This window comes from Streptosporangium sp. CA-135522, assembly GCF_050949235.1.
Taxonomy (GTDB): Bacteria; Actinomycetota; Actinomycetes; order Streptosporangiales; family Streptosporangiaceae; genus Streptosporangium.
This window is the reverse complement of the sequence record NZ_CP192026.1, coordinates 9,506,790-9,525,283: the sequence shown is the minus strand read 5'-3', so window position 1 is coordinate 9,525,283 and position 18,494 is coordinate 9,506,790. Positions and strand designations below refer to the sequence as shown.

Below are 18,494 nucleotides of genomic sequence, written 5' to 3'. Positions count from 1 at the left end.
GGGGGCCTCACCACTGCCCGGCCGGAGCCGGCGCGACCTCCACCCACCGCCCGGACCGAGACGCCTGGACCGAGACGCCTGGACCGAGACGCCTGGACCGAGACGCCTGGACCGAGACGCCCGGACCGAGACGCCCGGACCGAGACGCCGGGAACGCCGGCCTCATCGGTCGACGACGGCGTGACTACGCCCGTGGTGAATTCGAGGCGTCGCCGGTTCCGCTGGAGCCAGGATGGCCGATATGAGAGTTCTTGTACTGGGTGGAACGCATTTCGTAGGACGGGCCGTCGTCGAGACGGCGCTGATGCGCGGCGACGAGGTCACCACGCTCAACCGGGGCACGAGCGGGCCCGCCGCGATCGGGGTGGACGCGATCCTCGTGGACCGGACCGACCCCGAGGCACTGCGCCGGGCGCTCGGAGCGCACGAGTGGGACGCGGTCATCGACACCTGGAGCGGCGCGCCGCGGGTGATCGGCGACTCGTGCGGGCTGCTCGCCGGCCGTGCCGGCCACTACGGATACGTGTCCAGCCGATCGGTCTACGGGTGGCCGATGCCGTCCGGCGTCGATGAACGCGCCCAGCTGGTCGACGGCGATCCTGACGACGACGCCGTCGAGGACTACGCCGTCGCCAAGCGCGGCGGCGAGCTCGCCGTCCTGCGGGCGTTCGGGGACCGGGCCCTGCTCGCCCGAGCCGGGCTGGTCCTCGGCCCCTACGAGGACATCGGGCGGCTGCCCTGGTGGCTGCGCCGCATCCAGCGTGGCGGGCGTGTTCTGGCACCCGGCGACCCCACCCGTCCGCTCCAGTACATCGATGCCAGAGACCTGGCGGCGTGGATGCTCGCCGCCGCCGAGCGCGGTGTCGGCGGCGCTTTCAACGCCGTCAGCCACCCCGGTCACACCACGATGGGCGAGCTGCTCGACACGGCGGTGAAGGTCATCGGGTCGGACGCCGAACTGGTCTGGACGGCTCCCGAAGTGATCGCGGAAGCGGGCATCAGTCCATGGACCGAGCTGCCGATCTGGGTGCCCGACGACGCCGAGTACGGCGGGATGCACAACGGGGACGTCTCCGCCGTCCACGACGCGGGGCTCACCTGCCGTCCGGTCCAGGAGACGGTCGCCGACACCTGGACCTGGCTCCAAGCGGAAGGTGACCCGCGACTGCGGTCCGACAGGCCCCAGGTCGGGCTCGACCCCGTGAAGGAGAAGCGGGTGCTCGACGGGAACGCCTGACAAACGCCCGAATCATGGGAGAATCGCCTTCGTTTGACGAGGCCGCGTAGTGGCGGCAAAAGGGAGAATCGTGAATCGCAAGACCCTCGACCTCGCCGTTCCCATGGTCTTCGGAGCTGCGCTGGCGCTGGCCGCCGTCCTCGGCGCCAGCGGGACGACCGTCCGGGCGGTCGCCCTGGTGGGTGGCATGGCGGTGGCGATCTACTACGCCGCGCTTCGCAAGAACCTCAAGCAGTAACGCCTCCGGCGACCAGACGCCGAGCGAAGAACGGCATCTCGTCGCCGCGCGCTTGGCTGTACGGCGGGCTGTACGGCGAGGCGCCGCGCGGAGAACGGCGCCTCGCCGCCGCACGTTCCCGATGCGCGTGAGGGCCCGCGCCTGTTCCCGATGCGCGGGAGGGTCCGCGCGGGAGTTCGTGCGGGGAGAGCCCACGCGGGAGGACTACGGCGCGAGACGCGTGCTCGGCCGCGCGGCCGTTCAGCCGTGGCCGTCGGCGGTGGAGGAGCCGGTCCGCTCTTCCCCCTCGTCCTGTCTCCCGCCGTCCTGTCCTTTCTCGCCGTCCTGTCTCCCGCCGATCGCTCCGATGCTCGCCATGATGCCGCGCAGTCCCTCCAACACCTCGGGGCCGGACGGCGACTGCTCGGGGTCGGTCAGCCACTGGACCATCACGCCGGACAGCAGCGCCATCTGCACCGAGCCGAGGGTGCGCACGGTGGAGTCCGGGAGCTCGTCCTCCGTGCAGCCCAGCAGCGTCGCCGCCAGCCCGCGTCGTCCTTCCCGCTGGGCGCCGGCCAGATACTGCCGCAGCTCAAGTGAGTGTTCGGCCTGCAGGAGCGCCTCGACGGTGGCGATCCACAGCTTGCGGTGCGTGCTGAACGACTCGATCACCCGCATCCACATGGCCTCATACCGCTCGACAGGGGTGGCGGCGGGGTCGCCGTAGGAGGCCAGGGTGCGCCCGGTCTCGCTGCCCCACTCGTCGATCGCCTGGATGAGCGCGGCGTTCAGCAGGGCTTCCCGGGAACCGAAGTGGTAACCGATGGCGGCCATGCTGACGCCTCCGGAAGCGGCCGAGATGTCGCGGACGGTGGTCCGTCCCCAGCCCTTCTCCTCCAGGCAGCGCCGAGCGCCGGCGAGGAGGTCCTCACGATTTCCCATACCGGGATGCTACTTCCCTGGTGAGAAACGCCGCCCCGCGATTAGAGCAAATGCCTAAGACGTTTGTATTGCGCAAGCGCGCAACCCGCCTGTAGCGTTCAGGTCAGCAAGAGCCGCGAAGCCATCCGAAAGAGGCAGTAATGAACCAGGGCGTCACCTCCCAGGCGAGCACTCCCGTCCACGCCGAGTTCGACATCGACGGCCGCCGCCTGTCCTACCTCGACTTCGGCGGAACCGGCCGTCCCCTCGTCGCCCTGCACGGCCACATGTCCGAGGGGGCGAGCTTCGCCGACCTGGCCGCCGCGCTGGCCCCCGAATGGCGGGTCATCGCCCCCGACCAGCGCGGCCACGGCGAGTCGGACCGGGCCGCCGACTACTCGCGGGAGGGCTACGTCGCCGACGTCGTCGCCCTGCTCGACCACCTCGGCCTCGACCGGACCGTGATCCTGGGTCACTCGCTCGGCGGCATCAACACCTACCAGCTCGCCGCCCGCCACCCCGAGCGGGTCAGCGCCTTCGTCAACGCCGAAGGCGCGGCCTCCCTCGGTCTCCACGGCCCCAACCCGCTGGCCTTCGTGCTCGCCCTGCCCTACGAAGCCCCCACCCGTGAGGCGTTGATCGAGGGTCTCGGCCAGATGGGCCCCTTCTTCGGCCGGGCCCTGCGGGAGAACCCCGACGGCACCTGGCGTCTGCCCTTCCACCCCCAGGACATCGTCGACTCCGAGGACCTGGTGCACGGCGACCACTGGAGCGACTGGCTGGCCGGCACCTGCCCGGCCCTCCTGGTCCGGGGCACCGAAGGGGTCATCCCCGCCGAACAGGCCCAGGCCATGATCGAGCGTCGCCCGAACACCCACTTCGCCGAGCTGGCGACCGACCACTTCGTCTACGCCGCCGACCCCGAGGGGTTCGCCAAGGTCGTCCGCGAGTTCCTCCGGTCTCTGGACGCCTCGGAATGACCCGGGCGCGGGTGTCCGCCGGCACGGTCACCGGTTCGCCTGAACAACAGGAACGAATAGGAACAAAGTCTTCCTAATGGGCTTCTAGTGTCGGAGGCACATCGAACGAAGGAAGGCCTCGCAATGATCCTTGTCACCGCCGCCACCGCCCCCGTCGGCCGCTCCATCGTCGAGCAGCTCCTCGCCGACGGGCAGCCGGTCCGGGCGCTCACCCGCGACGCCGACGCCGCGGGACTCCCCGCCGGGGTGGAGATCGCCGTCGGAGACCTGGCGGACACCGACAGCCTCAAGGCCGCGATGCGAGGGGTCTCGGCCGTGTTCCTTCTCGCGGTCGTCCCCGACTTCGCGCCCGCGTTCCTCGCCGCGGCCAGGGACGCCGGGGTCCGCCGGATCGTCTTCCAGTCCTCCGGCGCCATCGACGACGACGCCGCCGAGCAGCCCGACCAGGTGGCCGCCTTCCACGCGGATCTGGAGCGGGAGATCGCCGCCTCGGGGCTGGAATGGACCTTCCTGCGACTGGAGCTGGCCTCCGCGAACGCGATCCAGTGGGCGCTGGACGTGCCGGGACAGGTCAAGGCCGGTGACGTCGTGCGCGGGCCGTACGGCGAGGCGGCCGGTTCCCCGATCCACCCGGCTGACTTCGCCGCGGTGGCGGTCGAGGCACTGACCTCGGCCGAGCACGCCGGAGCCGTCTACAGCATGACCGGCTCGGAATCCCTGACCCACGTCCAGCAGATCAAGCTCATCGGCGAGGCCATCGGCCGCCCGCTGCGCTACGAGGAGATCACCCCTGACGAGGCCCGCGAGGCGATGGGCCCCTATGCCCCCTCTGACGTGCTGCTGGCCGACTGGGCCAGACACGTCGGCACGCCCGCACCGATCAGCGGCACCGTGGAGAAGATCACCGGCCGCCCGGCCCGCACGTTCGCCCGGTGGGCCGCCGACCACGCCGCCGACTTCGCGATGTGACCGCCGTCGGCTCGACGGTGATGGTCACCATCGACTTCGCGGTGTGACCGCCATCGGCAGGGAGACTGCGACCGTTCAGACGTGGCGACGCCGCCCCTTCAAGCTCACGCCGCCACATCCGTCAACCGGGCCCGGCGGATGGCGGTGTCATCCGGCCCGACCCGAGCCTCGTCGACCGGTCACCGCCGGTTCTCGCGTACTTCGAAGCCGCCGCCGCACCGGATTGCTCGCCGTACGAACCTCCGTCTCCGGAAGGCCCGGCGCCTGATCCTTCGCCCCCGGAAGGTCCGGCGCCCGATCCGGCCCTCTGCGGAATGGGATTTGCGGCAAGGGCCTGTAACAATGCGGCGTCCCGGACCACTTCCCGATGTCAGAGGAACACACCCGGACGAAGGGGGTGGGCGGTGACGGATGATTCGCGCCGATTCACCAGCATGTACGACGAGTGCCGGCAACGAGTGTGGGCCTACGTGGTCAGCCGCGCGGGGCGGCAGGTGGCGGACGAGGTGGTCAGCGAGACGTTCGCGATCGCCTGGCGGCGACTGGACGACGTGCCGGAGCCGGCCCTGCCGTGGCTCCTCGGGGTGGCCCGCAACGTGTTGCGCGACAGCATCCGCGCGGAGGTCCGCCGGGAGGCGCTCGGCGCCGAGCTGCGGGCCTGGACGGAGGGGGACGTCGCCGAGCAGGTGACGGAACGGCTCAGCGTGCTCAAGGCACTTGCCGAACTGCCCGAGGACGACCGGGAGATCCTGATCCTGGTCGCCTGGCAGGGACTCTCCCCGCGCGCCGCGGCTCGTGTCGTCGGCTGCTCCGCGGCCGCGTTCCGCGTGCGGCTGCACCGCGCGCGCAAGCGGCTCAAACAGCAGATGGAGACCGTCACGTACTCCCGGCCCCGGGTGAGGAATCTCAGTGAGGAGTGGTCATGAATCCCATCGACGAACTGCGGGCCGCACGCCCCGCGCACCTGGGCGACGCCCCGGTCGACCAGCACACCAGGGCCACCGAGCTCTCCTACGCCATGGCGCAGGCCCGGCCGGCCCGGTCGGCGCGGAGAAGGCGCGGGATCGCACGGCCGATGTGGGGTCTCAGCCTCGCAGGAGCAGCCGCGGCCGTGACCGCGGTGGCCGTCGTCGCCACCGGAACCGGCGGTACGGCTCCGCGTGCGCCTTCCGGCAGCCAGGCGGCACCGACCGGCGACCAGGCGGAATCGACCCGGCAGGTCCAGCTCTCCGCGCGCGCCGTCCTGCTGGCCGCCGCCCACCGGGCGGATCGCCAGCGGGACGAGACGGGCGCCTACTGGCACACCACATCCGTGCGCCGGAGCCTGTTCAAGGTCGAGGGCGCGGACTACGCCGTCATGGACCGGGAGCGGATAGAGAGCTGGACCCCCTCCGCGACCGGCCGGAAGCAGGAGCAGCGGAGCCGGACGCAGACCCTCGGGGCGCTGCCCGCGAGCCCGCAGGACGAGGCGGCCTGGAAGCAGGCAGGCTCTCCGGCGAAGATCCCCGTCGTGGTGCCAGGAAAGCGGGGGGCCAAGCTCGCCCTGTCGACCACGCCGGGAGCCGTGCAGTACGGCCACTCCGCCCTGTTCCAGGGGGACAAGGTGTTCTGGCTGGGCCGCAACGTCACGATGAAGGACCTGCGCGGCCTGCCGTCGGAGCCGGGCAGGCTCAAGGCCTGGCTGCTGCGCTCGTACGAAGGGCACGGCACCGAGTCGTCGAGCGATCCGATGTCATCGGACGCCTGGCTGTTCGCCGTCACGGTCGGGCTGATCACGGACATGCCGGTCACCCCGCAGGTGCGTGGTGCGGCCTTCCGGATGCTCGCCGACCTTGAGACCATCAAGGTCATCGACGACGTCACCGACGCCGAGGGCCGCACCGGCACCGCGGTCGCGATCGACGAGCACGTCAAGGCGAAGGCGGCCGGCGAGGACGACGGCGCGATCCTGCAGAACCGCCTGATCTTCGATGAGGAGACCGGGCAGGCGCTGGCCAATGAGAACGTCGTGGTGGAGCCGGGCGGTCTCCAGGCCGACCTGGCGCCGGGCACCGTGTGGAACTCCCAGACCGTCCTCGATATCGGCTGGACCGACGACAAGCCCGCCACCTGATCCCCACCCCTTCTCACCCCGCCGTCCCTCATCACCCCGCCGTGCTCTCGATCACCCCGCCGTGCTCTCGCGAACCCCTGTGGTGCTCTCGCGAACCCCGCCGCGCTCCCGCGACGCGCGAGGACGTGTCACGAGAGCACGGCGGGCCGTGATCGGCTCATGCCTGCGGATCCGGTTCCACCGGCAGCCGCATCCTGAAGACCGTGCCCTCGCCCGGGGTGCTCGCGACGCTCACGGTCCCGTGGTGGGCCTCGGCCAGATTGCGGACGATGGCGAGGCCGAGCCCGCTGCCGCCGGTACGCCGGTTGCGTGACTTCTCCTCCCGCCAGAACCGGTCGAAGACACGGGGAAGATGCTCAGGGGCGATGCCGGCGCCGGTGTCGGCCACCTCGATCAGGACGTGTCCGTCCGTGAGGCGACCGCTCAGGGTGATCCGCCCGCCGGGCGGCGTGTAGTGCACGGCGTTGCTCACCAGATTTCCCACGGCCTGGCGCAGCCGTACCGGATCGGCGAGGAGTTCGGGGGCGCCGGCGATCCTGGTCGTCAGGGTGAGACCGGCGGACTCGGCGCGGCCGCGATGCGCCGTGGCGACCTGGTCGAGCAGGTCGGCCACGTTCACCGGTTCGGGATGCAGCCGCAGCTTGCCGGCGTCCGCTAGGGCCAGCTCCTGCAGGTCGTCGACGATGTGCTGGAGCAGCAAGATCTCCTCCACCAGCGAGGCGATCAACTCGGGGTCCAGCTCGGCGACGCCGTCCTGAACGGCCTCCAGCCAACCCCGCAGGTTGCTCAACGGGGTGCGGAGCTCGTGGGAGACGTCGCTGACCATGGCCTTGCGCTGCACCTCCATCTGCTCCAGGTGTTCCGACATCCTGTTGAACGCCTCCGAAAGCTCGCCCACCTCGCCCGTGGCCGTCACCGTGACGCGGGCGGAGCTGTCACCCTGCCGCATCCGCTGGGCCGCCTCGGTGAGCGCCCGCACCGGTCTGGCCAGCCGGGTGGAGACCACGACGCTCACCGCGACCGCGAACAGCAGGACGAGCAGCGCGGTGCCCGCGATACGCGCCACCCCGGCCGAGGTCAGCTCGGTGGAGGGCGCCTGCGCCGAGGAGCCGAGGTAGAGCAGGGCCGCGGGCGCGACGTACGCCTTGAGCTGCTCGCGTCTGGCGCTCGCCAGACAGGCGGAGACGGGCTGCTGATCGAGGACGCGCGGGACGGCGGAGGGGCGCGATCCGAAGAGCGTCCAGGACAGGTCGAGGGCGAGCGTGACCTCGAACTTGCCCTGACTCACCAGACATCGGTTGACCAGATGATTGAGCTGGCGCAACGCCTTGCGTTCGGTCACGGTGGGGCTGTTCAGCCTCTTCGAGGCGCACGTGGAGGTCGCGTAGGTGTCCTTGCTGGGAATCTCGACGGAGGGACGCCCGGAAGGGGAGAGGACGACGTTGGCCTCCAGCCCGTTGCGGCGCACGCAGACCGCCCCCACGTTGGCGATCTTCCTCAGTCGGGACCGTTCCGCGGAGGGGAGTTTGAACGGCCCGACCGCCCGGGGATCGATGCGGTCCTTGGCCGCTCCCGGCACCAGGGTCACGTCCACCCGCAACGGATCGATGACCACCGAGGGTTTGGCGGGCAGGGGAGTGGCGCTGGAGTCGGCGATCGGCTCGCCGCTCTCGGTGGTGAGCGCGATGCGGCGCCCTGTCCTGCCGGCCAGGTCCCGCACCGTCTGGTCGACGCCGTCCCAGCTCGCGTGCGTCGCGCCGTAGCCGAGCAGGGTGTCGTTGATACGGGTGTCGGTGATCAGGGTCTGGTCCTGCTCCCTGCGGATCGCACCTGAGGTGCCCTGGCTGGCCAGCCAGGCGGTCGCCGAGATCGAGCAGACGGCCACCAGGACGGAGCTCGCCAGGAGCCGCGTGAGCAGGCTGTGGCGCCGGACCCTCATCCGGAGCCGTCGGTCAGCTTGTAGCCGACGCCGTAGACGGTCAGGATCCGGGTCGGCCTGCGCGGGTCGGGCTCGATCTTCTTGCGCAGGTTCAGCATGTGCACGTCGACCGTGCGCTTGGTGATGAAGCGGTCGAACCCGTGGACCTCTTCCAGAAGCTGGTTGCGGGTGAAAACCCGCTCCGGCTGCGCGGCGAGCGTCTCCAGGATCCGGAACTCGGCGGGCGTGCAGTCCACCCGCCGGTCGCCGACGCTGACGCGGTGGCGTACGGGGTCGACGAGGAGGTCGCCGACCTTCAGCGTCTCCCCGGGATCCTTGGCGCGCTGCGCCCGCCGCAGGAGCGTGCGGACCCTGGCCATCAGCTCCCGTGGGCTGTAGGGCTTGGTGACGTAGTCGTCGGCACCCAGGTCGAGGCCGGCGAGCAGGTCGTCCTCCGTGGTGCGGGCGGTCAGCATGATCACGGGAACGTCCGACTCCGCGCGGATGACGCGGCACACGTCGAGACCGTCGGCCTTCGGCATCATCACGTCGAGCACCACGAGATCGGGCTCGCGCCTGCGGGCCTCATCGATCGCGCTCTGCCCGTCATGCACGACGAGCACCGCGTGACCCTCCCGCTCCAGATAGCGGCGGACCAGCTCGGCCTGCTTCGGGTCATCCTCTGCAACCAGCACATATGCGCACATCGGAAGGAGGCTATGCGACCCAGATAGGTCGTTGACAGTGGGCAAACAGGATCTTCACATTCCTCCGCCAGTCTGCGTCGCGTGAAGTCCAACGGCTATATCGCAACGGCGGCGCTCCTCGCCGCGATCACGTTGACCGGCTGCTCGGCGCCCGGCGCGCCGTCGGCCTCCTCGCGGGTCGCCGCCACCACCGATCACGCCGAAGCGGGGGCCGGCGTGGAGGCCGAAGTGGGAGCCGGCGCGGAGGCAGGTGTGGAGGTGGCGACCGCGCGGGGACCCAGGGTCGGGATCTACCGGAGTAAGGGAGCGCGCTCGCCCTGGCGCGAGCTCGCCAGCCCCAACGACTACGGCGCGGAGCGGGTCTTCCTCGTGGAGCGCCACGACGGCGAGTGGCTGCGGGTCCTGCTGCCGATCAGGCCCAACGGCAGTACGGGCTGGATCAGGGCGGGAGAGGTCACGCTGACCAGGACCACACGCCGGGTGGAGATCGACCCCGCGACGTTCGGGTTCACCGTCTACGACGGGGACCGCGTCCTGCGCAGGGGAGAGGTGGCGACCGGCCAGAAGGGCACGCCCACGCCTCCCGGTCGCTACTTCTTCACCGAACTCGTGCGCCCGCCTGACCCGCGCGGGCCGTACGGAGCCTACGCCTTCGGGCTGAGCGGGTTCTCCCCGACGCTGAAGAGCTTCGCGGGAGGTCCGGGGCAGCTCGCCGTCCACGGGACCGATGACGCGACGGCCATCGGCACGCGGGCCAGCCACGGCTGCGTGCGGGTCGGCAACGCTGACATCACCTGGATGGCCGAGAACCTGGCGATCGGCACCCCGGTCGTCGTGAAGGGCTGAGGTCCTTCAACCACCGAGAACAACGAAAGGTGAGACACATGCGTCTCAAGATCGCACTCATCGGCGGCGTCGTCGCCCTGGCCCTCGGCGCCGGCCTGGTCGGTACGGCGATGGCCGACGAGCCCGCCAGGCCCGCCGTCGCCAAGCCCTCGGCCGCACCCGCCAAGCCCGCGGTCGAGTCCGACAGGCCTTCGGCCGAGTCCGACAGGCCCTCGGCCGCACCCGCCGTGACCGCCACCCCCCGGCTCGGTCGCACCAGGCCCGGTCACACCGGGGTCCGCGCGGAGCCGGAGCCGGCCCCGGCCGTCAGGCAGCCCCGCTACACCGGCTGAACACAGGCGGAAGACGACGGGGTGCCCGCGATCGGCGGGCACCCCGTCGTGCCGGCTCAGGTCGAGCATCTCGCCGATAGGTGGGGCTCTCCCTACCACCGACCAGGGTGTCCGCGGGCATGATCCGACCCGGCGGGCGGAGCAGACTCTCAAGGGAAAGTTCTCCGCCAACGACAGAGGTGACCCCCATGCCGGCACGGCACGCAACACAGCCTTCCCCCGACTCTCCGGCCGTTCCCGCGACGGCCGTTCCCGCGACGGCCGTTCCCGCGACGGCCGTTCCCGCGACGGCCGCTTCCGCGACGGCCGCTTCCGCGACGGCCGCTTCCGCGACGGCCGCGCCCGCGAACGTCAGGACCGCGTCCGCGCTCTGGTTCATCGCCGTCGGGGCCGGTGTCTTCGAGGCCGCCCTGGCCGTCACCGGCCTGCTGGCCGACGGGTCGGCCTCCCTGTCCGGCCTGGCCGGAAGCCTGGGCATTCGAGCGGGGATCTTCGCTTTGGCGATCTTCATGGCCGTGCGCCTGCGCCAGGGGCGCAACTGGGCCCGCGTCGCGCTCACCCTCCTGCTCGGCGTCTTCGGCACCCTCTCACTGGTGATCGAACCCGTCCGGTGGCTGCTGGAGGGAAACTCGATCGGACAGTTCCTCGCGGACGCCGACGTGATGACGCTCGCGTTCACCGCCAGCCGGATCGTGCACCTCACCGCCGTTCTGTCGGCCGTGGCCCTGATGTTCAGCTCGGCGTCCAACGCCTACTTCCGAAGCGTGTCCCGTGCCTCACGCGGCATCTGAGCCCGCTACGCGGCTCAACTCCCTGACCGGCCCAATCGCAGAGCCTAGGCGGTCGCCCGGGGCCGGGACGGGGCGCGCCGATGCTGACGTTCTCCGCGGGCCGTGACCGCCAGGGCAATGGCGGTCATCGCAGCGAGCAGGCCCCAGGCTGGTGCGAAACTGCCGGTCAGGTCCTTGAGCAGGCCGAGCACGGGCGGCGCCAGGACGACGGCGATCTGGCTGACGGCCATGGCCAAGCCGAGGGCGAATCCTGTCCTGCCCGGCGGTGCCGATTCGGCGACATGGGCAACCCATGGGCCGTACCAGCCGATCCCGAAGAACCCGAGCCAGATGAACAACAGGCAGGCTGCCGCAGGCGAATGCCCCAGGGGAGTGATCAGCGCCAACATTCCTACGGTCACGGCGACCATGCAGGCCAAGACACAGACGTAGCGCCCGGACCCGCTGCGATCGCTCCAAGCCGCCAGACAGATGCGACCGACGGCGCCCGCCCCCTGGGTCGCCACCAGAACGAGGGCCGCCGGACCTGCCTCAACAGCCGTCACCTCGTGGAGATACAGCACGGTCAGGACGCCTACGCCGCTGTGCACCGAGACCAGACTCATCCCGGACAAGATGATCTTCACCATGGACGGTTCACGGAGCATCCGCAGCCGGGCACCGAACCATGACGCGAGCGAGGCACGCGGCTCCGAGTAATGAGAAGCGCTGTCCCAAGGATGGCTTTGGGCGGGCGGCCGACGGTAGAAGCACATGAAGGCGACGGCGCCCAGCAGCGCGACGAGTGCGCCGGCCGTGAGCGTCACCCGCCAGCCGAGAGCAGCAGCGAGGACGGGAAGCACGGCTGCAGCGAGTACGCCGCCCAGCGGCAGACCCGCCTGGCGGATCCCCATCGCCAACCCCCGCTGGGACGCATCAAACCAAGACGCCACCGACTTGCTGCCGCCGGGCTGAACAGTGCTGTATCCCGCACCGACGATCAGCAGGACAAGGAGCAGGGACGCGTATCCCTGCACCACGCTTCCCACACCCAGACTCACAGCGACGACACAGGCACCTACCCCGACGACCCAGCGCTCGTTGTAGCGGTCCAGCAGTTCCCCGGCCACCAGCAACCCGACCAGGGGGACCAGTTGGGCCGCCGAGAGCAAGAGGCCCAGCTGAGCCGTGCTCAGGCTCAGATCACGTTGCAGGTGGATGCCCATCGCCCCGATGCCCTGCACGAAGAAGCCGGAGGCGGCCTGGGCGAAGGTGGCGACACCGAGGATGACCCACCGATATCGCCACGTGCGGTGCGTCGACTCGCCGCCGCTCATCCGACTCCCTGCTCCGGATGACGCACCGCCGGGCTGGTCACGGTCGACGCGGCCGATTGCCCGGTACGGCTGAGTATTCATCACGGGCGCCAGCACAGCGCGGGGTCAGGATGGTCGAAGAAGCCGAGTTCCCGGTAGAGCGGCGCGCCCTCGCGAGAGGCGTACAGGTCCACCCGGACGGCCTCACGTTCCCGGAACCAGTCAAGCAGGCCCCGCATGATCGCGCGGCTGTGGCCACGCCGTCGATGCGCCGGATCGGTGACCACGCCGATCACGTGTCCGATCCGGCCGTTCCGCGAGTGCGGGCCGGGAAACCACTGCTCGATGGTGCCGATGCCACAGGCGGCGAGGCCGTTGTCGCCGTCCACGACCAAGATCCGTGCGTCGTCCTCCGCCAGCTTTTCCTTCAGCACCGCGGCAAGGGCGTCCCGCCAGTCGTCACCTGCTGATGAGGGGTTGAAGAAGTCGCCGCCGAGGTCCTCGAACAGCAACGCCCGCAGGCGGACGAGTTCGGTGATGTCGTCTTCCGACGCCTGCCGTACATCGGTGTGATGTGTCATGCGGATCAGGCTGCTGTAACAGTCTTATGCACTTCAACCCTTACGGCGCGGATGCGGTGAACCTGGCCGCGGACTTGGCCAACCGGCGCCCGGCGAGCGCCGAGGAGCTCGCGGACCGCCGCCGCGCCGCCGGGCTCGTACTGGAGCGGCCCGTTACGCCGCAGGACCTGGACCATGTCCACACCGTGCTGAGGTGTGGGAGAAGGTCGTCGACGCCACCGACGAGCGCGAGCGCGCCGAGCTGGTCGACTTCCTCAGCGCACGTGAACAAACTGATCGCGGGCGCTGAGCGGCCCAGGGACGCTTGCTGATCACAGGGATCGGGGCAGGCCGAAATAGGGGAAGACGCTCGTGTCCCGGAACCAGGTGATCGCCGAGATCCCTTCCGCGGTGGTGGTGAGCACCACCAGCCCGTACGGGCGGGCGATCGCGGCGTTCTGGCACGGCAGGTAGCAGCCCAGCGCCGGCTGCCCGTTCGCACGCGTGGGTACGGCACGCAGCGCGGCGCCCTGAAGCATCGCCCTGTACCGCAGGAACTCGCCGATCGCGATCGGGCCCTGGTACTGGTAGGGCTCGGGCGGCATGGTGAGCCAGGCGTCGTCGGTCAGCAGGGAGAGGACACCGTCGGTGTCGCCGGCTCCCAGGGCGGTGGCGAACAGGCCGGCCAGCTCGCGCTCCCGCGGTGACGGCGGCGCGGCGATCTCGTCCCGGCCGGCTTCGAGGGTCGTACGAGCGCGTTGCAGCAGGCCCTTCACCGCGGTTGGCGTGTTGTCCAGCATCTGCGCGGCCTCGTTGAGGCGGAAGCCGAGAACGTCGCAAAGCACGACGGCGGCCCGCTGGCGGGGCGGGAGGCGCTGGATCAGGGTGGTGAAGGCCAGGCCGACGGTCTCGCGTGTCTCGTAGCGGGCCTCGGGACCCACGGGCACGGTGAGCGCGTCGTCCAGGAGGCTGTCGGGGTACGGCTCAAGCCAGAGGGGTTCGGCCAGCCGCGTGGGCTCGGGGAGCTGGTTGGCCGCCTGCTGGGGGCGGCGAGCGTTGTCTCGCAAGGCGTTCAGGCTCCGGTTGGTCGCGATCCGATACAGCCAGCTGCGCAGGGAGGCGCGGCCCTCGAAGCTCTCCCGGCCGCGCCACGCCGCGAGCATGGTCTCCTGCACCAGGTCGTCGGCGTCGGCGAGCGAGCCGACGATGCGGTAACAGTGCAGGTGCAGCTCACGCCGGTAGGGCTCGATGAGCTCGGCGAACGCGTCGTCGACGCGGGGCTGGACATGGTCGGACACGGGGTGGCTCCCTTCCTTCCCCCGTTGTGACACCGGGCGGCGCCAAAACGGAACGGTCCGATTCCGGATCGGGCGGTGTCTTAGCCTGACATGAGCGAAACAAGCACATCACGATGGGTTCTCGGGCTGACGGCTGTGGCGGCCCTCCTGGTCGGATTGGACGCGACCGTGGTGTCCACCGCCCTGACCTCGATCAAGGCCGGGCTGGACGCTTCGGGCGAGCAGCTGGAATGGATGGTCAACGCCTACACCCTGAGCTTCGCGGTCCTCATGCTGACGGCCGCCGCGCTGGGGGACCGGTTCGGGCGCAGGAGGGTGTTCGCCGCGGGGCTGGCGATCTTCGGTGCCGCCTCGGTGGGGTGTGCGGTCGCGCCGGACGCCGGCTGGCTGATCGCGGCCCGCGCCGTGCAGGGCGCCGGGGCGGCCGCGGTGATGCCGCTGGCGCTGGCGCTCCTCGGGGCGGCCGTCCCGCCGGCCGGGCGGGCCAAGGCGTTGGGCGCCTTCACCGCGGTGGTGGGCGCGTCGGTCCCGGTCGGCCCGCTGCTGGGCGGTGCGGTCGTGGACGGGTTCTCCTGGCGGTGGATCTTCTGGCTGAACGTGCCGATCGTCGCGGTCATGATCCCGGCGATCGCGCGCCTCATCCCCGAGAGCCATGGCTCGCGGGCCCGGATCGACCTGCCTGGGCTGGTATTGGGCACCGGGGCCGCGTTCGCCCTGGTATTCGGGCTGGTCAGGGCGGCAGCCGTACCGCTGGTCGCGGGCGGCGCGCTGGCCGTGGCCTTCGTGGCGGTTGAACTGCGCCGTGCCGAGCCGATGCTGCCGATGCGCCTGTTCCGGTCCCGCGCGTTCTCCGCCGGGAACGCGTCGATCTTCCTGCTGTGGGCGTCCACCTTCGGATCGCTCTACTACATGGCGCAGTTCCTGCAGCTCGGCCTCGGTTCACGGCCGCTGGTGGCGGGGCTGCAGCTGATGCCGTGGGGCGCCATGACGATCCTGGTCCCGCGGGTGGCGGGCGCGCTGATCTCCCGGTACGGCGAGCGTCCCTTTCTCGTCGCCGGAATGGCCCTGCACGGGGCGTCCATGCTGTGGATCGCCGCCGTCGCGGCACCGGACCTGGAGTACTGGCGGATGATCGTCCCGCTGGTGCTGTCGGGCACGGGCGTGGCAGCGGGGATCCCCGCTACGCAGAGCGCGGTGCTCGGTGCCGTCACACCGGCCGACATGGGCAAGGCGTCCGGCGTCTACAGCACGCTTCGCCAGCTCGGGGGCGCATTCGGGGTCGCTTCGCTGGTGGCGGCATTCTCCGCCGGGGGCGGCTTCACCACGCCGCAGCAGTTCACCGACGGATTCACCGTCGCCCTCACCTTGAGCGCCGTCCTCGCAGGCGCTTCGCTCCTGTCCGGGGTGTTCCTTCCCGGCCGATCTCTCGTGCGCGGAGAGCTCAGTGTCGGTCGCCGATAAGGGCATCCTCCTCGATCAAGCGTTCGTGAACAGATCAATCGTTACGACGGCCGGCCCCGGCGGGGGGAGCGCCCGGGGCATGCGGAAGGACTCCCGGGTTCGTACGGCACAACTCGTATTCAAGAGCGTTGGATGCAAAAGAGAGCACTGCTCTTGCAGGAAATGGGACGGAGTGGTTTACTTCTTCTAACGGAGAGCAGTGATCTCATTTTGGAGCGATGAGCTATGAAGACGATGGACTCGATCGAGGGGCGGATCGCCTACCGGCTGCAGGGCCCCGCCGACGGCTCCCTGCTCGTCCTGGTCCACGGGATGGGAGACACCGGCGCGACCTACCGGCTCCTCACCCCTCACTTGATCGCCGCCGGATACCGGGTCGCCGTCATGGACGTGCGCGGCTACGGAGCCTCCAGCACCGGCTGGACCGACCATTCGGTGGCCTCCGTCGGCACCGACCTGCTGCGTCTCATCCGGCACCTGAACGGCGACGCTCCCGTCTCGGTCATCGCCCACTCCATCGGCTGCTCCTCCGCCGTCTGGGCCGCGGCCGAGGCGCCTGAGACGATCACGAGTCTGGTGCTGATCGGCACCTTCTCCGGCGACGCGCCGATCAAGCCCTGGATGAAGGCCGCCTCCAGGCTCGTCGGCCGCAGTGCCACCCTGTGGGGGCTGTTCCTGCGCTCCTCCTACCCGACCGCCAGGCCCGCCGACTTCGCCGACCACCTGGCCGCGCTCAAGGCCAACCTGCGTGAGCCCGGCCGCCTGGCCGCGCTCCGAGCCCAGATCGAGACCTCCCTGTCCGGGGTCGTCAACCGCTATGCCGATATCACCCAGCCGACCCTGATCATCATGGGCACCAAGGACGGCGACTTCTCCGACCCCGCGGCCGACGCCTCGCTGAGCGCCGCGAAGCTGGGCGGACCCTCCCGGATCCACCTGGTCGAGGGTTCGGGCCACTACCCGCACGCCGAGATGCCCGCCGCGACCGCCGAAGGACTGCTCGCCTTCCTGGCCGGGATCCGGCCCTCGGTCGAACTCGCCTCCTGATCCGGGGCGTCACAAAGGATGTTCTCAGGGGTGTTCTCAGAGGTGTGAGATCACCTCGCGGAGCTTGGCGGCGAACGTCTCGTGCTGGGCGCCGAAGCCGCCGTGGTCGCCGGGGAACACCACGGGTCGCGTCCCCAGCCGTTCGGCCACGGCGAAGGTCGCCCGGTGCGGCGGCTCACCCTCCGACGCCTCACCCACCGCCGTCACCACCCGCACCCGGGACTCCTGGAGCGCGGCGACGTCGGGGACGTATTCGGCGAACGACGGCACCTCATAGCCGATGAAGAACCCCATGTTCTTCTCCATGCGGGTCATCATCTCCATCATCTCGGGACTCGGCTCCTCCTGCGGCGCCTGGGCGGCCGCGTCGTCCCGCGTCTGCTCGCCCCCGTCCTCCTGCTCGCCGCCTCCCATCTCCGAACCGGTGGCGAAGACCTGCATGGCGGGCCCGGCGCCCTCCTTGAGGAAGGTGTCCTCCACGTCCCGCATGACAGCGCGCCAGTGGTCGCGGTCGGGCAGCATTTCGAAGAGGGGCGGTTCGTGGGCGACCAGGGCGCGCACCTGCTCGGGGTGGCGGGCGGCCAGTTCCAAGCCGATGGTCGCGCCGGAACTGTTGCCGAAGACGTACGCGGGTTCGTCCGCCGTGACGCCCACCGCCGCCAGCACGCGGTGGGCGTCGTCGCCGTGGACCTCGATGCTCTGGTGCTCCGGCGGCCCGTCCAGGGGACTGCGCGAGTTGCCGCGCCGGTCATACGTCACCACCGTGTACCGGTCGGCGAGCCGCTGGGCCAGTCCGGCGTACCCGGCGGCGTCGTAGACCCCGCCGCAGATCAGCAGCAGGACGGGGCCGGAGCCGCGAACCTCGTAGTACAGGTTCGCGCCGGGCGCCTTCAGGGTGTTCGTCTTCGTGGGTTCCATGGTCGTTGCCCCTCGGGGGTCGTCGTCTGTCTCGGTTCGGCCGGTCATGGTTCGGCCGGTCATGGAGGAGTCGGAGCCGCCGGCCGCGTCTCTACATCCGGCCTACATCCGGGACTGAGATTCATCTCCTCGAAGAACGGCGCCCGATCTCTCAACGGCGGAGCCGAGCTCGAACCAGGTCACGCTTCCGATGGAGTCACGGTGGAAGCCCCATCAGGCGGCGATGCCGTTGACCAGCGCGAGCCCCCGGCCACCCGTGTCGTCCGACCCCGCGTCCCTCGGGCAGGGGATGCTCAGGGAGCCGGGATCCTGAACGGTGACCAGCACGCCGCCGAGGACGAAGCTCACCGTGACGAGGAACTCCCGCGGTCCGCCGACCGGCCCGGTGGGGTGCTCGACGGCGTTGGCGGCGAGCTCGCTGGTGAGGAGCATGGCGTCGTCACGATGCGGGTGACCGTCCCCGAGGATCTCGGCGACGAAATTCCGTGAATGCCTGACCTGGTCGGGTGTGGCCGTGAAACGCCGGGAGATCACCAGGGAGTTCGCGGGCACCTGACCCAGGGGAGGCCGCAGCGGGTCAAGGCGGGCGGGAGCCGTACCCCGGTCGGCCATCGTCCGGAACCGATCGGCGAACACACCGACGATCATGGACAGGAGTCGTGCCGCCATCTTTGTCACGCCCCCTCTATCGCGATCCCGGCGCTGAGAATTCCCGGCCACGGCTCCGGTAAGGCCGCCGGCCCCCGCGCGGGCAGGCTCAGACTCCGGTACGGCTCGCGCCTCCCGAACGAGGGACGCGCGTTCGGCGGCGATTCACGCCCGTACGGCACGGCGGCGGTCACGGCCGGTCGCGAGTGGCGTCCCCGGCTTCCGTGTGAAATCGC

At 70.5% G+C, this 18,494-nt stretch carries 19 protein-coding genes; 11 read left to right on the top strand and 8 right to left on the bottom strand.

All coding sequences use genetic code 11. The features are described 5' to 3' along the window. The first annotated feature begins 241 nt into the window (after nucleotides 1–241). Both ACQPYK_RS44795 and ACQPYK_RS44790 read left to right on the top strand, forming a co-directional pair. Nucleotides 242–1,237 (top strand): NAD-dependent epimerase/dehydratase family protein, encoded by a 996-nt coding sequence (locus tag ACQPYK_RS44795; protein ID WP_433246193.1) that lies wholly within the window; start codon nucleotides 242–244, stop codon nucleotides 1,235–1,237. Between the two features lie 70 nt (nucleotides 1,238–1,307). Continuing rightward, complete coding sequence (locus ACQPYK_RS44790; protein WP_433246190.1) at nucleotides 1,308–1,475, top strand: hypothetical protein; 168 nt, start codon at nucleotides 1,308–1,310, stop codon at nucleotides 1,473–1,475. 240 nt (nucleotides 1,476–1,715) lie between these two features. Here ACQPYK_RS44790 and ACQPYK_RS44785 read toward each other — a convergent pair whose 3' ends face one another. Continuing rightward, nucleotides 1,716–2,396, bottom strand: a complete 681-nt coding sequence (locus tag ACQPYK_RS44785) for a TetR/AcrR family transcriptional regulator (protein WP_433246187.1) — start codon at nucleotides 2,394–2,396, stop codon at nucleotides 1,716–1,718. 140 nt (nucleotides 2,397–2,536) lie between these two features. Between ACQPYK_RS44785 and ACQPYK_RS44780 the strand changes: the two genes are divergently transcribed. The 4 genes from ACQPYK_RS44780 (at nucleotide 2,537) to ACQPYK_RS44765 (ending at nucleotide 6,437) form a co-directional block, all read left to right on the top strand. Then, nucleotides 2,537–3,355, top strand: a complete 819-nt coding sequence (locus ACQPYK_RS44780) for an alpha/beta fold hydrolase (protein WP_433246184.1) — start codon at nucleotides 2,537–2,539, stop codon at nucleotides 3,353–3,355. 123 nt (nucleotides 3,356–3,478) lie between these two features. Beyond that, nucleotides 3,479–4,324, top strand: coding sequence for an NAD(P)H-binding protein (locus tag ACQPYK_RS44775; RefSeq protein WP_433246181.1), 846 nt, complete (start codon nucleotides 3,479–3,481; stop codon nucleotides 4,322–4,324). 404 nt (nucleotides 4,325–4,728) lie between these two features. After that, nucleotides 4,729–5,250 (top strand): RNA polymerase sigma factor, encoded by a 522-nt coding sequence (locus ACQPYK_RS44770; protein WP_433246178.1) that lies wholly within the window; start codon nucleotides 4,729–4,731, stop codon nucleotides 5,248–5,250. Next, nucleotides 5,247–6,437 carry a CU044_5270 family protein gene (locus ACQPYK_RS44765; protein WP_433246175.1) on the top strand — a complete coding sequence of 397 codons (1,191 nt, stop codon included), beginning with the start codon at nucleotides 5,247–5,249 and terminating at the stop codon, nucleotides 6,435–6,437. Before ACQPYK_RS44770 ends, ACQPYK_RS44765 begins: the two co-directional genes overlap by 4 nt. A gap of 157 nt (nucleotides 6,438–6,594) precedes the next feature. Here the strand turns inward: ACQPYK_RS44765 and ACQPYK_RS44760 are convergent, their stop codons facing one another. Then, on the bottom strand, nucleotides 6,595–8,376 hold the full coding sequence (locus ACQPYK_RS44760) for a sensor histidine kinase (protein ID WP_433246172.1): 1,782 nt from the start codon (nucleotides 8,374–8,376) through the stop codon (nucleotides 6,595–6,597). Next, entirely contained in the window at nucleotides 8,373–9,062 is a 690-nt protein-coding gene (locus ACQPYK_RS44755) for a response regulator (RefSeq protein WP_433246169.1), read from the bottom strand. The genes ACQPYK_RS44760 and ACQPYK_RS44755 overlap by 4 nt, the downstream gene beginning before the upstream one ends. 81 nt (nucleotides 9,063–9,143) lie before the next feature. On the opposite strand from ACQPYK_RS44755, the gene ACQPYK_RS44750 reads away from it, so the two are divergent. From ACQPYK_RS44750 to ACQPYK_RS44740, 3 genes are all read left to right on the top strand, one after another. Next, nucleotides 9,144–9,908 carry a L,D-transpeptidase gene (locus tag ACQPYK_RS44750; protein WP_433246166.1) on the top strand — a complete coding sequence of 255 codons (765 nt, stop codon included), beginning with the start codon at nucleotides 9,144–9,146 and terminating at the stop codon, nucleotides 9,906–9,908. A gap of 38 nt (nucleotides 9,909–9,946) precedes the next feature. Then, a complete protein-coding gene (locus ACQPYK_RS44745) occupies nucleotides 9,947–10,240 on the top strand; it encodes a hypothetical protein (RefSeq protein ID WP_433246163.1) in 294 nt (97 codons plus the stop codon). Between the two features lie 188 nt (nucleotides 10,241–10,428). After that, complete coding sequence (locus tag ACQPYK_RS44740; RefSeq protein ID WP_433246160.1) at nucleotides 10,429–11,031, top strand: hypothetical protein; 603 nt, start codon at nucleotides 10,429–10,431, stop codon at nucleotides 11,029–11,031. A gap of 44 nt (nucleotides 11,032–11,075) precedes the next feature. Here the strand turns inward: ACQPYK_RS44740 and ACQPYK_RS44735 are convergent, their stop codons facing one another. The 3 genes from ACQPYK_RS44735 to ACQPYK_RS44725 form a co-directional block, all read right to left on the bottom strand. Continuing rightward, nucleotides 11,076–12,347, bottom strand: a complete 1,272-nt coding sequence (locus ACQPYK_RS44735; protein ID WP_433246157.1) for an MFS transporter — start codon at nucleotides 12,345–12,347, stop codon at nucleotides 11,076–11,078. A gap of 80 nt (nucleotides 12,348–12,427) precedes the next feature. Further along, nucleotides 12,428–12,907, bottom strand: coding sequence for a GNAT family N-acetyltransferase (locus ACQPYK_RS44730; protein WP_433246154.1), 480 nt, complete (start codon nucleotides 12,905–12,907; stop codon nucleotides 12,428–12,430). A gap of 311 nt (nucleotides 12,908–13,218) precedes the next feature. Then, the gene (locus ACQPYK_RS44725; protein ID WP_433246151.1) at nucleotides 13,219–14,184 is read right to left on the bottom strand and encodes an RNA polymerase subunit sigma-70; all 966 of its coding nucleotides are present in this window, start codon (nucleotides 14,182–14,184) and stop codon (nucleotides 13,219–13,221) included. A gap of 90 nt (nucleotides 14,185–14,274) precedes the next feature. Between ACQPYK_RS44725 and ACQPYK_RS44720 the strand changes: the two genes are divergently transcribed. Together ACQPYK_RS44720 and ACQPYK_RS44715 are read left to right on the top strand one after the other, a co-directional pair. After that, entirely contained in the window at nucleotides 14,275–15,645 is a 1,371-nt protein-coding gene (locus ACQPYK_RS44720; RefSeq protein WP_433246148.1) for an MFS transporter, read from the top strand. Between the two features lie 225 nt (nucleotides 15,646–15,870). Continuing rightward, nucleotides 15,871–16,692: an alpha/beta fold hydrolase gene (locus tag ACQPYK_RS44715; protein ID WP_433246145.1), complete on the top strand. Its 822-nt coding sequence runs from the start codon at nucleotides 15,871–15,873 to the stop codon at nucleotides 16,690–16,692. A gap of 36 nt (nucleotides 16,693–16,728) precedes the next feature. Here the strand turns inward: ACQPYK_RS44715 and ACQPYK_RS44710 are convergent, their stop codons facing one another. Then, entirely contained in the window at nucleotides 16,729–17,610 is an 882-nt protein-coding gene (locus ACQPYK_RS44710; RefSeq protein WP_433246142.1) for an alpha/beta fold hydrolase, read from the bottom strand. A gap of 213 nt (nucleotides 17,611–17,823) precedes the next feature. After that, a complete protein-coding gene (locus ACQPYK_RS44705) occupies nucleotides 17,824–18,279 on the bottom strand; it encodes an ATP-binding protein (RefSeq protein ID WP_433259102.1) in 456 nt (151 codons plus the stop codon). Nucleotides 18,280–18,494: the final 215 nt, after the last annotated feature.

Coding starts and splice junctions, on each gene's coding strand:
- ACQPYK_RS44795 (WP_433246193.1), top strand. CDS start 242: ATGAGAGTTCTTGTACTGGGTGGAACGCATTTCGTAGGACGGGCCGTC.
- ACQPYK_RS44785 (WP_433246187.1), bottom strand. CDS start 2,396: ATGGGAAATCGTGAGGACCTCCTCGCCGGCGCTCGGCGCTGCCTGGAG.
- ACQPYK_RS44780 (WP_433246184.1), top strand. CDS start 2,537: ATGAACCAGGGCGTCACCTCCCAGGCGAGCACTCCCGTCCACGCCGAG.
- ACQPYK_RS44775 (WP_433246181.1), top strand. CDS start 3,479: ATGATCCTTGTCACCGCCGCCACCGCCCCCGTCGGCCGCTCCATCGTC.
- ACQPYK_RS44765 (WP_433246175.1), top strand. CDS start 5,247: ATGAATCCCATCGACGAACTGCGGGCCGCACGCCCCGCGCACCTGGGC.
- ACQPYK_RS44760 (WP_433246172.1), bottom strand. CDS start 8,376: ATGAGGGTCCGGCGCCACAGCCTGCTCACGCGGCTCCTGGCGAGCTCC.
- ACQPYK_RS44755 (WP_433246169.1), bottom strand. CDS start 9,062: ATGTGCGCATATGTGCTGGTTGCAGAGGATGACCCGAAGCAGGCCGAG.
- ACQPYK_RS44745 (WP_433246163.1), top strand. CDS start 9,947: ATGCGTCTCAAGATCGCACTCATCGGCGGCGTCGTCGCCCTGGCCCTC.
- ACQPYK_RS44740 (WP_433246160.1), top strand. CDS start 10,429: ATGCCGGCACGGCACGCAACACAGCCTTCCCCCGACTCTCCGGCCGTT.
- ACQPYK_RS44735 (WP_433246157.1), bottom strand. CDS start 12,347: ATGAGCGGCGGCGAGTCGACGCACCGCACGTGGCGATATCGGTGGGTC.
- ACQPYK_RS44730 (WP_433246154.1), bottom strand. CDS start 12,907: ATGACACATCACACCGATGTACGGCAGGCGTCGGAAGACGACATCACC.
- ACQPYK_RS44720 (WP_433246148.1), top strand. CDS start 14,275: ATGAGCGAAACAAGCACATCACGATGGGTTCTCGGGCTGACGGCTGTG.
- ACQPYK_RS44715 (WP_433246145.1), top strand. CDS start 15,871: ATGAAGACGATGGACTCGATCGAGGGGCGGATCGCCTACCGGCTGCAG.
- ACQPYK_RS44710 (WP_433246142.1), bottom strand. CDS start 17,610: ATGGAACCCACGAAGACGAACACCCTGAAGGCGCCCGGCGCGAACCTG.
- ACQPYK_RS44705 (WP_433259102.1), bottom strand. CDS start 18,279: ATGGCGGCACGACTCCTGTCCATGATCGTCGGTGTGTTCGCCGATCGG.